The sequence below is a fragment of the Nonomuraea mesophila genome (assembly GCF_004352805.1).
GTDB lineage: Bacteria > Actinomycetota > Actinomycetes > Streptosporangiales > Streptosporangiaceae > Nonomuraea > Nonomuraea longispora.
Window position 1 is genome coordinate 1 of the sequence record NZ_SMLD01000190.1, and the last position, 16,722, is coordinate 16,722.

13 protein-coding genes and 2 rRNA genes are annotated in these 16,722 nt (G+C 69.1%); 7 read left to right on the forward strand and 8 right to left on the reverse strand.

The features are described from left to right. The coding region (locus tag E1295_RS41110) for a PucR family transcriptional regulator ligand-binding domain-containing protein (RefSeq protein ID WP_342775958.1) at nt 1-530 on the reverse strand (530 nt) is incomplete at its 3' end. Nucleotides 531-870: 340 nt separating this feature from the next. On the opposite strand from E1295_RS41110, the gene gabT reads away from it, so the two are divergent. Further along, nucleotides 871-2,199 (forward strand): 4-aminobutyrate--2-oxoglutarate transaminase, encoded by a 1,329-nt coding sequence (gene gabT, locus E1295_RS41115; protein ID WP_132639599.1) that lies wholly within the window; start codon nt 871-873, stop codon nt 2,197-2,199. Between the two features lie 178 nt (nt 2,200-2,377). Continuing rightward, on the forward strand, nt 2,378-2,614 hold the full coding sequence (locus E1295_RS41120) for a hypothetical protein (RefSeq protein WP_165960012.1): 237 nt from the start codon (nt 2,378-2,380) through the stop codon (nt 2,612-2,614). Nucleotides 2,615-2,782: 168 nt separating this feature from the next. Here E1295_RS41120 and E1295_RS41125 read toward each other — a convergent pair whose 3' ends face one another. From E1295_RS41125 to E1295_RS41135, 3 genes are all read right to left on the reverse strand, one after another. After that, a complete protein-coding gene (locus tag E1295_RS41125; protein WP_132639601.1) occupies nt 2,783-3,913 on the reverse strand; it encodes an extracellular solute-binding protein in 1,131 nt (376 codons plus the stop codon). 108 nt (nt 3,914-4,021) lie between these two features. Further along, nucleotides 4,022-5,527 (reverse strand): CoA-acylating methylmalonate-semialdehyde dehydrogenase, encoded by a 1,506-nt coding sequence (locus tag E1295_RS41130; RefSeq protein ID WP_132639603.1) that lies wholly within the window; start codon nt 5,525-5,527, stop codon nt 4,022-4,024. Beyond that, nucleotides 5,524-6,804, reverse strand: a complete 1,281-nt coding sequence (locus E1295_RS41135) for an aspartate aminotransferase family protein (protein WP_132639605.1) — start codon at nt 6,802-6,804, stop codon at nt 5,524-5,526. The genes E1295_RS41130 and E1295_RS41135 overlap by 4 nt, the downstream gene beginning before the upstream one ends. A 104-nt stretch (nt 6,805-6,908) precedes the next feature. On the opposite strand from E1295_RS41135, the gene E1295_RS41140 reads away from it, so the two are divergent. Then, the gene (locus E1295_RS41140) at nt 6,909-7,742 is read left to right on the forward strand and encodes an alternative oxidase (protein WP_132639607.1); all 834 of its coding nucleotides are present in this window, start codon (nt 6,909-6,911) and stop codon (nt 7,740-7,742) included. Here E1295_RS41140 and E1295_RS41145 read toward each other — a convergent pair. Next, the gene (locus E1295_RS41145) at nt 7,739-9,199 is read right to left on the reverse strand and encodes an MFS transporter (RefSeq protein ID WP_220449144.1); all 1,461 of its coding nucleotides are present in this window, start codon (nt 9,197-9,199) and stop codon (nt 7,739-7,741) included. The two genes, E1295_RS41140 and E1295_RS41145, sit on opposite strands and share 4 nt — an antisense overlap. Before the next feature lie 55 nt (nt 9,200-9,254). Here E1295_RS41145 and E1295_RS41150 point away from each other — a divergent pair, with 55 nt between their 5' ends. The 3 genes from E1295_RS41150 to E1295_RS41160 all read left to right on the forward strand — a co-directional run bounded on the left by E1295_RS41150 (nt 9,255) and on the right by E1295_RS41160 (nt 13,277). After that, nucleotides 9,255-9,953, forward strand: coding sequence for a TetR/AcrR family transcriptional regulator (locus E1295_RS41150; RefSeq protein ID WP_132639611.1), 699 nt, complete (start codon nt 9,255-9,257; stop codon nt 9,951-9,953). A 13-nt stretch (nt 9,954-9,966) separates the two neighbouring features. After that, entirely contained in the window at nt 9,967-11,595 is a 1,629-nt protein-coding gene (locus E1295_RS41155; protein ID WP_132639613.1) for an AMP-binding protein, read from the forward strand. A 65-nt stretch (nt 11,596-11,660) separates the two neighbouring features. Next, nucleotides 11,661-13,277, forward strand: coding sequence for a PucR family transcriptional regulator (locus E1295_RS41160; protein WP_132639615.1), 1,617 nt, complete (start codon nt 11,661-11,663; stop codon nt 13,275-13,277). Between the two features lie 248 nt (nt 13,278-13,525). Here the strand turns inward: E1295_RS41160 and trpS are convergent, their stop codons facing one another. After that, nucleotides 13,526-14,488 (reverse strand): tryptophan--tRNA ligase, encoded by a 963-nt coding sequence (gene trpS / locus E1295_RS41165; protein WP_132639617.1) that lies wholly within the window; start codon nt 14,486-14,488, stop codon nt 13,526-13,528. 256 nt (nt 14,489-14,744) lie between these two features. Between trpS and E1295_RS41170 the strand changes: the two genes are divergently transcribed. Further along, nucleotides 14,745-16,223, forward strand: a complete 1,479-nt coding sequence (locus E1295_RS41170; RefSeq protein ID WP_132639619.1) for a phosphodiester glycosidase family protein — start codon at nt 14,745-14,747, stop codon at nt 16,221-16,223. A gap of 174 nt (nt 16,224-16,397) precedes the next feature. Here the strand turns inward: E1295_RS41170 and rrf are convergent. Both rrf and E1295_RS41180 read right to left on the reverse strand, forming a co-directional pair. Beyond that, a 5S ribosomal RNA gene (gene rrf / locus E1295_RS41175) occupies nt 16,398-16,514 on the reverse strand. An 89-nt stretch (nt 16,515-16,603) separates the two neighbouring features. After that, nucleotides 16,604-16,722: ribosomal RNA gene (locus E1295_RS41180) — 23S ribosomal RNA — on the reverse strand; the annotation flags it as partial.

The following is a 16,722-nucleotide window of genomic DNA, read 5'->3' on the forward strand; positions in this document are numbered from 1 at the left end:
GGCGGTGGGTCATGGGGACGGGCGCCACGCAGGCGGGCGAGTTCGGCGGTCACCGCACCCGTTCTGGCACCGCGCGTCGCATGACGTACCTCGCCCGACTCGTCCAGCAGCGCGGCCCAGCCGCCGACCTCCTTGGCGAGCCGGTCGATGACCGCGTACATGCCCTCCGGTCGCAGTGCGGCCCGCGTCAACCGCCCCTGGGCGTCGAACGCGCGGGTGATCTCCTCGTACTGCTCGGCGGCCAGGAGTTCGCTCACGGCCTTGCCGATGGCGATGAACGGAGTCTCGCGCGGCACCTCGAGCAGGGGCAGCCCGTGCTCTTCGGCGGCGGCGATCAGGGCCGCGGGCACCTCCTCGTGCGAAACCCCTACGCCGAAGCCGAGACCGGCCACGCCGCGAGCCACCAGCCGGGCGACATATCCCGACAGGTCCCCCGCCATCCGCATCCCCGTCGTGAGCAGCAGTTCCCCACCCTCCAGGTACGGAGTCGGGTCCGCGAGCTCGCTCACCGCCACCCACCGCACCGGCACGTCCAACACCCCGGCGCCGCCCCGGCCACCCACCGCAGACCGACGCGACGCCTCGGACGGCGCCCCCTCGGACAACCCACGCTCAAACCGCGCACGCTCAGACAGCGCATGCTCAGACAGCGCATGCTCGGACGGCGCACCCTCGGACGGCGCGCCTCCGGAGGGCGCTCGGTTGGACGGTGGGGCGGAGGTGCCGGCGAGGGGGCGGAGGCGCATGCGGCGCGCCACCGTCCGCAGGGAAGGCGGCATGTGAGTTTTGTCCATTCTGGCGAATACGACCGCCATCAGTTTGACATATCGACATATCGGCGCAGGTGAGAGGCCGCCGTAGCGTCGGAGCATGAGCATTCCCCAGGAACGACGCGTCGTGACCGCGATCCCAGGCCCCAAGTCGCAGGAGTTGCTGGCCCGCAAGCAGGCCGCCGTCCCTCCCGGCATCGGCACCGCCCTGCCGGTCTTCGTCACCCGCGCGGGCGGCGGGGTGCTCCAGGACGCCGACGGGAACTCGCTGATCGACTTCGGCTCCGGCATCGCCGTGACCAGCGTGGGCAACGCCGCCCCCAAGGTCGTCGAACGTGTCCAGCGGCAGGTCGCCGACTTCACCCACACGTGTTTCATGGTCACCCCGTACGAGTCGTACGTGCGGGTGTGCGAGAAGCTGAACGAGCTGACGCCCGGCGACCACGACAAGCGCACCGTGCTGGTGAGCACGGGGGCCGAGGCGGTGGAGAACGCCGTCAAGATCGCCCGCCACGCCACCGGCAGGCCGGCCGTCGTGGTGTTCGACCACGGATACCACGGCCGTACGCTGCTCACGATGACGCTGACGGCCAAGAACATGCCGTACAAGGAGAAGTTCGGCCCGTTCGCGCCGGAGGTCTACCGTATGCCGCTGGCGTACCCGTTCCGCTGGCCGTCCGGGCCCGAGAACTGCGCCGAGGAGGCCGCCGAGCAGGCCATCGACATGATCACCAAGCAGGTGGGGCCGGACAACGTGGCCGCCGTGGTGATCGAGCCGATCGCGGGCGAGGGCGGGTTCATCGTGCCCGCGAAAGGTTTCCTGCCGCGTATCGCGGAGTTCTGCAAGGCCAACGGGATCGTGTTCGTGGCCGACGAGGTGCAGACGGGGTTCGCGCGCACCGGCACGATGTTCGCCTGTGAGGACGAGGGCATCGTGCCCGACATCATCACCACCGCCAAGGGCATCGCGGGCGGCCTGCCGCTGGCGGGCGTGACCGGGCGCGCGGAGATCATGGACAAGGTGCACGCGGGCGGCCTCGGCGGCACGTACGGCGGCAACCCCCTCGCGTGCGAGGCCGCACTGGGCGTGATGGAGAGCATCGAGGAGGAGGACCTGGTCGCCAGGGCCCGCCGCATCGGCGACACCATGCTGCCCCGGCTGAAGGCGTTGCAGGAGCGCTTCGACGTGATCGGCGACGTACGCGGCCGAGGCGCGATGATCGCCATCGAGCTGGTCGAGCCGGGCACCAAGGTCCCGAACCCGGCCGCCGTCCAGGAGATCGTCAGGCGCTGCCACGCGGAGGGCCTGCTGGTGCTCACGGCGGGCACGTACGGCAACGTGCTGCGCTTCCTGCCGCCGCTGGTCATTCCGGACCATCTACTGGAGGAAGGGCTCGGCATCCTGGAGAAGGCGATCGCCGAACTCTAGAACAAACCCATTCGAATCGGGCACCCGGCTTGCGGCTGGATGCCCGATTTTGTTGGTGTAACTGCCGTCAGCTGGGTAGAGAAATCACCCTGACTTGACGCTCTGCTAGACGATCACAGCCGCGGTCAGGGTTATAACGGTTCCGGTATACGGATGGGCGATGGCTGCGGGAAGCGTGATGAACTGGAGTTCCACCAAGACGGCGACGCGAAGCATGGTGACGTTCGACCCCGAAGGACTGACCTGGGCTCAGCGTGACGGCGACGCCTGCGTCGTCTGCCACAAACGCTGGCCACGACCGCGCAAGCGGGTCGGCCGGCTGCCCGACGACGCGCCGGTCCTGGCCTGCGCCGACTGCGCCGAAGCGCTCCTGCCCTCCCCCGCCGCGACGGTCGTCGCCTTCCCGTCCCGCTGAGCCTTCCCGTCCCGCTGAGACACCAGGCCGTGTCTCTGACAAGACCACGCCGCAGGACAGCGAGACGCCCCGGGACAGAGGGGAAGGCCCAGGGCGTCTCTGCAGGTCACGCCCAGCGGGGGGAGGGGGCGCGCCCGCGGCACATCACGTCAGGATCGGCGCCCCCGTTCACTCGGCGAGTTCCCGCCACCGCTCGGTCCAGGCGTCATAGTCACTACATTCCCCGCAAGCGGGCGGCCGTACCGCGAAGAGCACGTGGTCGAGCTTCTTGTCCTCGCCGGCGCCGTACGCCTCGCACATCTGCCTGGCCCGCCCCTTGCACGCCTTGTCGTTGGCCGGGGCCAGCCCCACCCACGCGGCCGCGTCGCGCTGCGCGTCGGCCGCGGTCACCCAGTTGAGCCACCGGTAGGCGCAGGTGGTGTCGGGCACGTTGGCGCCGAGCATCCACGAGTCGACCCACCCGGTGGTCCTGCGGGTGTTGACGGCCTTGATCGGCTTTCCCGCCTTCTGCAGCAACATCTTGTAGTACGGGGTCGCCTGGGCATAGTCGAGCGACCCGGTGGCGAACCCCTTGACCAGGTCGATCGGGTTACGCCAGTAGACGCGGTCCTTGTTACCTGCTTCCAGCAGCGCCATCGTCTCGTCGAGCTGCTTGGTCGTCAGCTCGTACGGCTCGTCCGAGCCGCCGGCCATGGCCGCGTCGGCGATCGTCAGCGGGGTGTCCCTGAGCGCGACCCGCTCGGAGGCGAACACCTCACGCAGGTTCCCGCCCTCGACCCGGTCCGCGTCGTAGATGAACTCGTGGTAGCCCCACAGGTAGGGCACGCCGTAGACCTTGCCCGAGACGGTGGACATGTCGCGGAAACGCTCGTCGATGTCGTCGTAACCGGCGACCTTGGCCGGGTCGATGGCCTGCACCTGCTTCTTGGCGATCAGGTCGGACGCCAGCACGGGCCCGGCGGAGATCACGTCGTAGGGCCGGTCGTCGACCTTGTCGGCCATCTCCTCGGCGGTCTGCACGGTGTCGAGCTTCGCGATCCGGCAGCCGGTCTCCTTCTCGAACGCGCCCGTCCAGTTGACCTTGGGGCTGGTGCCGCCGTACTCGGCGTAGCCGCGGTAGGTGAGGATCTGCAGCGTGCCGTCGCTCTGCGTCGCCGTCGGGCTCTGAGAAGGGCTCTGTGAAGGGCTCTGTGAAGGGCTCTGAGAGGCACGCGGGGACGAGCTCGGCGAAGGGCTCGGCGGTGGTGTGGGCCGCGCCGCTCCCATGCCGACGACCAGCGCTGACGCGGCGATCGCCAAGGCATAAGTACGACGACGATCCACGATGTCCCCCCTTGTCCCTCTGCTGGGAGCTTACCGGGGAGCGGGACGGGAGGGACGCGCATCTCTCCCGTCCGGAACCGCGGGTTACCCGTTCGTGGGGAAGCCGAGGTTCACGCCGCCGTGCGAGGGGTCGAGCCACCGGGACGTGACGACCTTGCCGCGGGTGTAGAAGTGCACCCCCTCGGTGCCGTGCACGTGCGTGTCGCCGAACAGCGAGGCCTTCCAGCCGCCGAAGCTGTAGTAGGCCATCGGCACCGGGATGGGCACGTTGACGCCGATCATGCCCACCTCGACCTCGTTCTGGAACCGCCGGGCGGCGCCGCCGTCGTTGGTGAAGATCGCCGTGCCGTTGCCGTACTCGCCGCCGTTGATCAGCTCCAGGCCCTCCTCGTACGTGCCGACGCGCACGATCGACAACACCGGCCCGAAGATCTCGTCGGTGTGCGTACGCGAGCCCGGGGGCACGTGGTCGAGCACCGTCGGCCCGAGCCAGAAGCCGGGCGTCCCCGCGGCCTTGCCGCCGCCGAGCACCGCCGTCTCGCGGCCGTCCACGACCAGCTTGGCGCCCTCCTGGACGCCGAGGTCGAGGTAGGAGGCGACCTTGTCGCGGTGGGCCTCGGTGACCAGCGGCCCCATCTGGGACTTCGGGTCGTCGCCAGGGCCGACCACCAGCCGGCCCACCCGATCGACGATCTTCTGCACGAGCTCGTCGCCGATGGGGTCGACCGCCAGCACGACCGAGATCGCCATGCAGCGTTCCCCCGCCGAGCCGAACCCGGCCGACACCGCAGAGTCGGCCACCAGGTCGAGGTCGGCGTCGGGGAGCACGAGCATGTGGTTCTTGGCGCCGCCGAGGGCCTGGACCCGCTTGCCGTGCGCCGTTCCGCTCTCGTAGACGTAGCGGGCGATCGGGGTGGAGCCGACGAACGAGACGCCGCGCACGTCCGGGTGTTCGAGCAGCCGGTCGACGGCGGCCTTGTCGCCCTGCACGACGTTGAACACGCCGTCGGGAAGCCCCGCCTCCTGCCAGAGCCGGGCCGTCAGCAGTGACGCCGACGGGTCCTTCTCCGACGGCTTGAGCACGAAGGTGTTCCCGCACGCGATCGCGATCGGGTACATCCACATCGGCACCATGGCGGGGAAGTTGAACGGCGTGATCCCGGCCACCACGCCCAGCGGCTGGCGGATGGAGTAGGAGTCGACCCGCGTCGAGACGCCTTCGGAGAAGCCGCCCTTGAGCAGGTGCGGGATGCCGCAGGCGAACTCCACGACCTCCAGGCCTCTCGACACCTCGCCGAGCGCGTCGGAGTGCACCTTGCCGTGCTCGGACGAGATCAGCGCCGCCAGCTCGTCGCGGTGGGCGTACATGAGCTCGCGGAAGCGGAACAGCACCTGCGACCGCTTCGTCAGAGAGGCGTCCCGCCAGGCGGGGAAGGCCGCCGCCGCGGCGGCCACGGCCGCGTCCACGTCGGCCGCCGACGCCAGCGCCACGTGCCCGCTGACCTCGCCGGTGGCGGGGTCGAACAGCTCGGCGGTACGGTCGTCGCCGTCCGCGAGCGCCCCGTTGATCCAGTGCTTGACCGACTTCACTGAGCTGCTGCCTCTGCGTTGATGGTTTCCAGTGCGGTGACGATGATGCCGAGCCCCTCGACGGCCTCCTCCACCGTGAGGGTGAGAGGCGGCGCCATGCGGATGGCGTTGCCGTACAGGCCGCCCTTGCCCGCCAGCAGGCCCGCCTTCTTGGTCTCCTCCATGAAGCGGGACGCCTGCGCCGGGCCTTCCAGCTCCAGGGCGAACATCAGCCCCTTGCCCCGCACCTCCTTGACGACGGGCAGCCGCTCGGCCGCCTCCTTGAGGCCGTTGATGATGATGGCGCCGGTACGGGCGGCGTTGGCCTGCAGGTCGTGGTCGAGCACGAAGTCGAGGGTGGCGTTGGCGGCGGCCGTGGAGATGGGGTTGCCGCCGAACGTCGACAAACCCAGCGCGTGCGGGGCGTCCATCAGGTCGCCGCGCGCGACGACGCCGCCGACGGCGAAGCCGTTGCCGAGCCCCTTGGCGAACGTGAGCATGTCGGGCGTGACGCCGTGGTTCTGGATGCCGAAGAACGCGCTGCCGGTGCGGCCCCACCCGGTCTGCACCTCGTCCGAGACGAACAGGATGCCCTGCTCGTCGAGCACCTCCTTGTACGCGGCGAACAGCCCGTCGGGAGCCATCGTGAACCCGCCCACGCCCTGGATCGGCTCGGCGATGAGGGCGGCCACGTCGTCGGAGACGGAGGTGGCCAGCACGTGGCGCAGGTCGTCGACGCACGCCTTGACATAGTCGGCGTCCGACAGGCCCGCGAACTGGGTGAGGTGCCGGTCGGTGCCGTGCAGGAAGTGCACGTTGAGCGGGGACAGCGAGTTGTTCTTCCACGCCCGGTTGGCGGTGACGCTGATCGCCCCGAAGCTGCGCCCGTGGTAGCTCTGCCGCATGGCGAGCACCTGGTCGCTCTTCCGCGCGTACGTGGCCAGCAGCAGGGCGGTCTCGTTGGCCTCGGTGCCGGAGTTGGTGAAGAAGACCTTGGCGTCGGGGATGCCGGACAGCCGCACGATCTTCTCGGCGAGCTCGACCTGGCCGCGCAGCAGGTAGGCGGTGCTGGTGTGCACCACGCCCGTGGCGAGCTGGCGTTCGACGGCTTCACGCACTTCGGGCACGTCGTACCCGATCATGTTGGTGAGGATGCCGGCGAAGAAGTCGAGATAGCTCTTGCCCTCGCCGTCGATGACGCGGTTGCCCTTGCCGCTGACGATCTCGATGGGCTCGGTGTAGTTGAGTGCCAGCCAGGAGGGCATCACTGCCCGATGGCGCGCGAGAAGCTCCGACATGCTCCCGAGTATCCCTTTTTCGTCCGCATCCTCCTATCTCCAGAGTGTCGGGTTAGCGGAAAATCGGGTTACACGATGTAACGACGGCCCTTAGGGGATCACCCGTGCGCCTGAAGGTGTACGGCGGACCGGCCGGCTACGCCGCGGGCGGCACCTCGATTGACCACCGGCGGGCGACGCCCGGAGGCATGCCGTCCGTCCACGATCGGATCATCCCGGAACACGAAGGAGAAACCGAGATGACCGTCACCGTCGACCGCCGCCCCGAAGCCCCCTCCGGCCCTCCCAAGCTCGACCGCGAACGGCTGCGCCGCGCCCAGGAGGAGACGCTGGCCACGCCGCGCATGGACTACAGCCTGCTGGCCAGGATGATGTTCAAGCCGGTCGACCTGCTGTACGGCAAGGAGGGCTCGTACACGAAGTTCGCCATGCTGGAGACCATCGCGCGGGTGCCGTACCAGGCGTGGGAGCGGATGGGCTACTGGGCCGTGCACCGCTACGCGGGCCGCTCCGAGCTGGCCAGGCGCGTCTTCGAGCGGATCGTGGAGGCCAGGGCCGACCAGGACAACGAGCAGTGGCATCTGCTGATCATGCAGGACCTGGTGCAGCGCTCCGGCGGGCGGCAGACGTGGGTGCTGCACAAGCTCGCGCCGTGGCTGATCGCGTTCTTCTACTACCACGTGTCCTGGGTGTTGTTCCTGGTCAGGCCCGACTGGAGCTACCGGCTGAACGCGGAGTTCGAGGACCACGCCGAGCACGAGTACATGACGTTCGTGGCCGCGCGCCCGGAGCTGGACCTCGTACACGACCCCGGCACGTACGCCGCCGAGTACGGCCGCCACGCTTCGGTGGCCGACCTGCTCAGGCAGATCGGCCACGACGAGCGTGTCCACAAGCTCGACAGCCTCGAGAGCATGAGGGAGCCCCGTGTGCGCTAGACCCCTTCGGCGGCAGGCTCGCGCTCCTCGGCGGCGGGGGCGAGGGCCGGGCGCAGCACCGTGAACGCGAGCAGCGCGGCGGCCACGCTGAACCCGGCACCCACCCACGACCCGACGTGCACGGCGGTGGTGAACGCCTCTCTGGCGGGCTCCACCATGCCGAGCCTGAACGCCTCGCCGATCGAGTCACGGGCCGCGGCGGGCACGTCGGCGGGCATGGAGGAGGTGAACACCCCGGCCAGCACGCTGCCCAGGACGGCGATGCTCAGGGCGAGGCCGACCTGCTGGACGGTGTCGTTGAGTGCCGAGCCGACACCGGCGTGTTCCAGGGGGATCGCCCCCATCAGCGACGCGTACGCCGACGGCCCGGCCAGCCCCCCACCCGCGCCCATCAGCACGAGAGCGCACAACAACGACGGGTAGCCGGTGGTGGTCGCCATGATCACGAAGCCGGCGGCTATGACGGACAGCCCGCCCGAGATCAGCGCCCGGTTGCTCACCTTCTTCCCCAGCGCCGCGCCGATCCCGTTGAACAGCACCGCGGCGCCGGCCTGCGGCAGCATCGCGATCCCGGCCTGCAACTCGCCGTAGCCCAGCACGAACTGCAGGTACTGCGTCAACATCAGCATGACGGCGCCGGCGCCGAACGACATGAGCAAGATCGAGAAGGAGGCGCCGCCGAAGTTGCGGTTCCGAAACAACGTCAACGGCACCATCGGGTGCTCGGAGCGGCGCTCCCAGAGCACGAAGGCGGTCAGGGCGATCACGGCCAAGGCGATGACGAACGGGTTCCACTCGCGTTCGATGATGACGTAGACGCCCGCGGTCAGGCCGGCGATCGACAACACCACGCCGACCGGGTCGATCTTCCGCCCGCCGCTGCGGGTCTCCGGCATCAGGACGTAGGCGGCGACGATGGCCAGCGCCGCGACGGGAATGTTCAGCAGGAAGACCGAGCCCCACCAGTAGTGCTCCAGCATGAAGCCGCCCAGCGTCGGGCCCGCGACCACGCCGAGCATGGCGACGCTGCCCCAGATGGCCATGGCCTTGCGCCGCTCGTCCTCGTCGAAGACGGTCATGAGGATCGACAACGTCGAGGGCATGAGGATCGAGCCGCCGACCCCCATCAGCGCCCGCGCGCCGATCACCTGCCACGGTTCGGTGGCCAGCACCGCGAGCAGCGACGCCCCGCCGAAGAGTGCCAGGCCGATGACCAGGAACCTCCTGCGCCCGTAGCGGTCGGACAGGCTGCCCATGGTCAGCAGCAGGCCCGCGAAGGCGAGCACGTAGGCGTCCAGGATCCACTGGATGTCGGAGTACGTGGCACCGAGCTCTTCGATGAGCGACGGGATCGCCAGGTTGAGCACGGTGCCGTCCACGGTCAGCACCAGAAGCGAGAGACACAGGACGACGAGGGTCCACCAACGTCGTGGGTCTCGTACAGTGTTCGAGTTCACTCGCACACTGTAGAGCACCATCGAACAGTGTGCGAGTGGCTTTATCCTTAGGCGTATGACCGGCAAGCAGTTCACCTCCGTATGGGTCCGCGAGCCGCGCAAGCCGGCGAGCCCCGGCCGCAGCCGCGAGGAGATCGTCAGGGCCGCCGTGGAGATGCTCGACGAGGAGGGGCTCAGCGGGCTGAGCATGCGCAAGCTCGGCGCGAAGCTGGGCGCCGGCGCCACGAGTCTCTACTGGTACGTCGCGCACAAGGACGAGCTGCTGGAGCTGGTCTACGACGAGGTGTGGAGCGAGATGATCGCGCCCGACCCCGGCCGGGTGGGCTGGCGCGACAGCGTCTCCGCGGTGGCCCACGGCATGCGCCAGGCGATCCTGCGCCACCCGTGGTCGGCCGACCTCATCGGCCGCCTGCCCGCGCTCGGCCCTCACGCGATGCTCGTCGCCGACCGCATGCGGAAGATGATCAAGGCGGCCGGGTTCACGGGAAAGGAGGTCGACTTCGCCATCTCCACGTTGACCGCCTACGTCTTCGGCATGACGATCCCCGAGATCGCCTGGAACACCGCGATGGGCGACCGGTACGACGCCGACGAGATGCGCGCCGTGGTCACCAGGGCCGCCGCCGGCCATCCCGACATGCTGGAGCGCATCGACATGGACACCTACGACGACCCGCGGGCGATCCGGGAGATGTGTTTCGACTTCGGGCTCGTGTCGCTGCTCGACGGCCTTGAGCGGCGGCTGGCGACGTAGCAGGATCCGAGACATGAGCGATTTCCGTGCCGCCCGTGACTTCCTGCTCGGCGCCGACCCCGTCACCGCGCGACGCGACTTCCGCTGGCCGGAGCCGTCGGAGTTCAACTGGGCACTCGACTGGTTCGACGGGGTGCTGGCCGCCGAGACGCCCGGCGCCGTCGCGCTGAAGATCGTGGGCGAGAGCAGCGCCCGCTACACCTTCGCCGAACTGTCGGCCCGCTCCAACCAGGTCGCCAACTGGCTGCACCGGCAGGGCGTGCGCCGGGGCGACCGGATCCTGCTCATGCTGGGCAACCAGGCCGAGTTGTGGGAGTCGCTGCTGGCGGCGATGAAGCTGGGCGCGGTCATCATCCCCGCCACCACGCTGCTGACCGCGAAGGACATCACGGAGCGCGTCCAGCGCGGCGGCGTCGCCCACGTGATCGCCAACGCCGCCGACGCGGGCAAGTTCACGGGCGGCGACTACACGAAGATCGCCGTCGGTGACGCCTACACCTGGCTGTCCTACCACGAGGCGTACGACGCGCCCGAGCACTTCTCCCCCGACGGTCCCACCCGGGCCGAGGACACGCTCCTGCTCTACTTCACCTCCGGCACGACCTCGCAGCCCAAACTGGTCGAGCACACGCACGCCTCCTATCCCGCGGGGCACCTGTCGACCATGTACTGGATCGGGCTCAGGCCGGGCGACGTGCACCTCAACGTGTCGTCCCCGGGATGGGCCAAACACGCGTGGAGCAACGTGTTCGCCCCCTGGAACGCCGGCGCGACCGTGCTGATCCACGATTACCGGCGCTTCTCCGCCCGCGCCCTGCTGGAGGTGCTGCGCGCCGAGCAGGTCACCACGTTCTGCGCGCCTCCGACCGTGTGGCGGATGCTCATCCAGGAGGACCTCACGGCCTGGCGGCTGCCGCTGCGCACGGCCGTGGCCGCCGGCGAGCCACTCAACCCGGAGATCATCGACCAGGTGGCCAAGGCGTGGGGCCTGACGATCAGGGACGGCTACGGGCAGACCGAGACCACCGCGCAGGTCGGCAACGCGCCGGACGACCCGGTCAGGCCGGGCTCGATGGGGCGGCCGCTGCCGGGGTACGACGTGGTGCTCATCGATCCGGTCTCAGGCGAGCAGGGGGACGACGGCGAGATCTGCCTGCCGCTGGACGAGCGCCGCCCCCTAGGCCTCATGTCCGGATATGTCGGTGGATCTAGTGAGGCCATGCGCGACGGCTTCTACCACACCGGCGACGTCGCCACCCGCGACCAGGACGGCTACATCACCTACGTCGGCAGGACCGACGACGTCTTCAAGGCCTCCGACTACCGCATCTCGCCGTTCGAGCTGGAGAGCGTGCTGCTGGAGCACGCCGCCGTGGCGGAGGCCGCCGTGGTCCCCGCACCCGACCCGGTGCGGCTGGCCGTACCGAAGGCCTATGTGACGCTGGCGCCCGGCTTCGAGCCGGACGAGACGACCGCGCGGGCGATCTTCGAGCATTGCCGCAGGGAACTGGCCCCGTTCAAGCGGGTACGACGGCTGGAGTTCGACGAGCTGCCGAAGACCATCTCCGGCAAGATCCGGCGGGTTGAGCTGCGCGTACGCCGGCCCCGCCGCGAGTTCCGCGAGGAAGATCTGACGTCATGAGAAGGGAACACGGCGTAAATCCCCCTTTACCCGTTCTTACAGGCTGATCAGCTAGGCTCTGCCCCGTGCTGCCCACCATCGCCGACGTCATCGCCTTGGAGACCGTGCGCCGGGGCAACCCGCGCGTGGTCGCGGGCGCCGATCGGCTCGACACCAAGGTGCGGTGGGTGCACGTCGGCGAGATCGCCGACATCGCCCAACTCCTGCGCGGCGGGGAACTCGTGCTCACCACAGGCGTCGCGCTCCCCGACGACCCGGAGAAGCTCGCCGACTACATCGGCGAGCTGTCCACTGTGGGGGCCTCGGGCCTGATCGTGGAGCTGGGCCGCAAGTTCGTCCGTGAGCTGCCGCGCGCCGTGGTCAAGGCCGCCGAGGAGCACGGCCTGCCGGTCATCGTGCTGACCCGCGAGACGCCGTTCGTACAGATCACCGAGTCCGTGCACGCCCGGATCATCGACATCCAGCTGGAGGAGCTGCGCGCCTCCGAGCAGCTCCACGAGGTCTTCACCGAGCTGTCGGTCGAGGGCGCCTCGCCCGCCGAGGTGCTGGCCCAGGTGGCCAGGCTGTCCGGACGGCCCGTGCTGCTGGAGAACCTCGCCCACCAGGTGCTGGCCTGCGAGTCTGCGGGCCGCGACGCGGGCGCCCTGCTGGCCGGGTGGGAGAGCAGGTCCAGGGCGGTGGCCCCGGCCGAACGCACCGCGTACGACGCCGCGTCCGGCTGGCTGGTCACCACGGTCGGCGCCCGCGGCCAGGACTGGGGGCGGCTGATCCTCATCTGCGACTCCTCGCCCAGCCCGCGCGACATGGTGCTGGCCGAGCGCGCCGCCACCACGCTCGCCCTGGGCCGCCTGCTCGAACGCCACCAGGAGTCGCTCGAACGCCAGGCCCACGGCACGATCATCACCGGCATCCTCACCCACGCCTACTCCGATCCCGAGGAGGCCGCCGCCCGCGCCCGCGCGGTCGGCGTGCCCCTCACCGGGCGCAAGCTGGTCAGCGTGGTCATCAGACCGACCGACCCGGTGGACCAGGCACTGGACGGCCAGGCGCAGCTCGGCGAGCTGGCCGAGGCGACCGCCGCCGCGTGCCGCGACGCCCGCCTGCCCGCCCTGGTGGGGGCACTCGACCAGGCGCGTGTCGGAGTGCTGATGCCGCTGCCGCCGCGCACCCAGGTCGAGCCGGCGCTGACCGCGCTGGCCGATCGGCTGCGCGCGTTGTGGCGACCCGGCTCGGCGTTCGTGCTGGCGGCCGGCTCGCTGGTGGAGTCCATCCGGGACGTACGCCGCAGCTTCCTCGAAGCCGAGCAGGTCGCCGACGTGGCGGTCCGCCAGCCGGACGGCCGGGCCTTCTACCGCCTGCCCGACCTGCGCCTGCGCGGCCTGCTGCACCTGCTGCGCGACGATGCGCGGCTGCAGACGTTCGCCGAGCGGGAGCTGGGCCCGCTGCTGGCCCACGACGCGCAGCGGGGCGGCGACCTCACCCGCATCCTGCGCATCTATCTCGACGCGGGCAGGAACAAGGCGGTCGCCGCGCAGAAGGCCCATCTATCGAGGCCCGCCTTCTACGACCGCCTGCGCCGCCTCGAACGTATCCTGAGCACCGACCTCGATGACGTCGAGTCCTGCCTCTCGCTCCACGTGGCCCTGCTGGCCCTTGAGTCCTTCCGCCGGGAGAACCGGTAGCACGGCGCAGGCGGAGCGCTGCTACTTCCGCCCGCGGGCAGCCAGCCGCATGGCGAGGAGGATCAGGCCGGCGACGACTGCGATGAAGAAGAGCAACTGGAGGAGTTCCGGGAGGCCTATGTTCATGGTCGTCCTTACATCGAGGAATGACATCCGGAAAACGAGCAAGGCTCACGCGGCGTTCCCGGGACTCCACTCGTCGCCCCGCGGACAGGGCGCCGCGGTCACGCCGTTCCGTCACGGGAGCGCTAGAAACCCATCGCGGCCCGTACCTCGTCGAGGGTGGTGACCGCCCGCTCGCGGGCCCGTTCGTTGCCCTCGGCCAGGATCTGCCGCACGTCCTGCTCGGCGTGTTCCTTCCTGCGCTTCCTGATGGGGCGCAGGAACTCGTTGACCGCCTCCGTCACCAGGCGTTTGAGCGCGGCGGCGCCGCCGTACCCGATCTCCTCCGCGAGGTCCTGCGGCGAGCGGCCCAGGCAGAGGGCGGCGAGCGTGAGCAGGTTGGCCACCTCCGGGCGGTGCTCCTCGTCGAACGTGATCAGCCGGTCGGAGTCGGTACGGGCCCTGCGAATGAGAGCGGCGGTCTCGTCCTCGGTGGCCGACAGGGTGATGGCGTTGCCGCGGCTCTTGCTCATCTTCCCGCCGTCCAGCCCTCTGAGCAGCGGCTGCTCCCCCATCATGACCTCGGGCACCGGGAACACCTCGCCGTAGCGTTCGTTGAAACGTCGCGCCACCAGGCGCGTCATCTCCACGTGCGGCAGCTGGTCCTTGCCGACGGGCACCAGCGTGCCCTTGCAGAACAGGATGTCGGCCGCCTGGTGCACCGGATAGGTGAACATCAGGCCGCTGACCGCCCGTTGCGAGCTGTGCGCGATCTCGTCCTTCACCGTGGGGTTACGCTGCAGCTCCGCCACCGACACCAGGCTGAGGAAGGGCAGGAGCAGCTGGTTCAGCTCGGGGATGGCGCTGTGCCGGAAGATCGTGACCTTGGCCGGGTCGAGCCCGACCGCCAGGTAGTCGAGCAGCAGCTCGGTGATGTTCCGCTGGATGTGGCCGGGCAGGTCGCGGTCGGTGATGACCTGGTAATCGGCGATCAGGACGTACATGGGGTGAATGTCCTGCAGTTCGACGCGATTGGCCAGCGAACCGAAATAGTGGCCCAGGTGCAACGGCCCGGTCGGCCGGTCACCCGTGAGCACGACATCTTTCATGGCGTCTCTCCTCTGGGATGAATGCCGTCCCGGAGAGAACCCACACGTTATCGGGGCCGCTTCGAGACGGCCCGGACATGGGTAATCAGTGGCCGTCTACGGGCCACCACCACATGCCGCTGTGTGTCATATCCGAATTGTATCCACTAGTGGTGTCAATCTCGTAACCTCTGCACTTCTTTCGCGTGTTCGCCTGCCTCAGAGACCTTGATCTCGTCAGGATGGTGCGGTCCCTTTACCGCCCTCTGGAGCATTCATGTCTCGACGCACTCTCGCCGGCGGCCTGGCCATAGCCGCGGCACTCACCCTCACCACACTGCCGGTCGCGTCCGTCGCGGCCGAGCAGGCGTCGGTGAGGTTCCCGTCGGCCAGGTTCCCGCTGGGCACCCGGCCGGCGACGACCAAGAAGACCACGACCGTGGCACGGGGCATCGACCTGTACGACGTGAAGGCGGGCACGTCGACCGACGGTTACACGGTGACCGTGCTGATGCCGTCCGGCCGCGACTACGGGACCCTCCGGACCGCCGAGGCCATGGTGGCCGAGGTGGAGGCCGCCGGAGAGACCCCCAGCCTGCAGAAGGTGATCAGGCCCGGCGTCGCCGACGCCCCCTCGCAGACCGTGTACATGGTGCGGGTCGGCCTGTGGTCCTTCAAGGACAAGAAGAAGGCCGAGAAGAGCGCCAAGGCACTCAAGAAGGCCGGACTGAAGGTGAAGGTCGACTACCTCGGCGACGACGGCCTGAAGACCACGGGCCCCTGGAACGTCAAAGTCGTCATGATCGACAAGAAGACCTTCCGCGGCTCGTACGCGGCCTCGCTCGGCAAGAGCGTGGCCAAGCGCGAAACCGTCTCGTCGATGGTCAAGGCCGGCCAGGCACTGGTCGGCGTGAACGGCGGCTTCTTCAACATCCACACCGCCAAGGCGCTGCGCGGCGAGCCCGTCGGCGCCTCCGTCGTCAACGGCAAACTCCTGAGCGAGGCCGTTCCCGGCCGGTCGGCCGTGGTGCTCAGAGGCCGCTCCGCCAGGATCACCGAACTGAGCACGACCGTGAGCGCGACCTCCCAGGACGGCGAGAAGGCCGAGATCAACGGCGTCAACCGGGCCGCCGCCGACGACGAACTGGTCCTCTACACGGAGGAGTACGGCGCCAAGACGCCCACCGGCGGCACCGACGCCGTCATCGACGCCAACGGCAGGGTCGTGGGCCTGCGCACCTCCGGCGGCAAAATCACCAAGGGCATGCGGGTGCTGCACGGCAACGGCGTGGGCGCCGACTGGCTCAACGAGCACGCCTGGCCGGAATGGAAGGTGGAGATCACCACCAAGGTCGTCGACCTGCGCACCAAGAAGGCGCTCAAGCTGACCCCCGACCTGAACGTGATCGCGGGCAGCGTCGGACTGGTGCGCAACGGCAAGGTCAAGATCACCGCCAAGCGTGACGGCCACGACTCGATGAACATGATCCTCCGCCGTCACCCGCGCACGCTCGTCGGCACCACGAAGAACGGCAGCCTCATCCTGGCCACCATCGACGGCCGGCAGCCGGGCATCACCGTGGGCGCGAACTTCGTGGAGGCCGCCCAGTTCATGCGCTGGCTGGGCGCCAAGCACGCCATCAATCTGGACGGCGGCGGGTCGACGGCGATGGTGGTCGACAACAAGGTCGTCAACCGGCCGTCCGACGGCTCGGAACGCGGCATCGGCGACGCCCTCCTGGTCCTCCCCAAGTAACCGAACTCCGGAGCGACCCCCAACCACGAGAAGGGACCCGTGCCACCACGCACGGGTCCCTTCTCCACTCACCACATCACCCACGGCAGCCATCCGGTACGAAGCCGGCAGCCGCTCATCGGGCACAAAAAAGGGGGGTTCCACGCCCTAGGCGTGGAACCCCCCACAAAGATTGTCCGGCGGTGACCTACTCTCCCACACCCTCCCGAGTGCAGTACCATCGGCGCAGAGAAGCTTAACTTCCGGGTTCGGAATGTAACCGGGTGTTTCCTTCCCGCCATAACCGCCGTAACCCCACGAAACACACAAACGCAACCGCTTGCTGTCTCAGAATTGCCTAGTGGACGCGAGCAACAACCTTCAGAAACAAAGTATGCTTTGTGGTCAAGTCCTCGGCCTATTAGTACCGGTCAGCTCCACACGTTACCGTGCTTCCACACCCGGCCTATCAACCCGGTCGTCTACCGGGAGCCTTAACCCCTCACAGGGTGGGAGACCT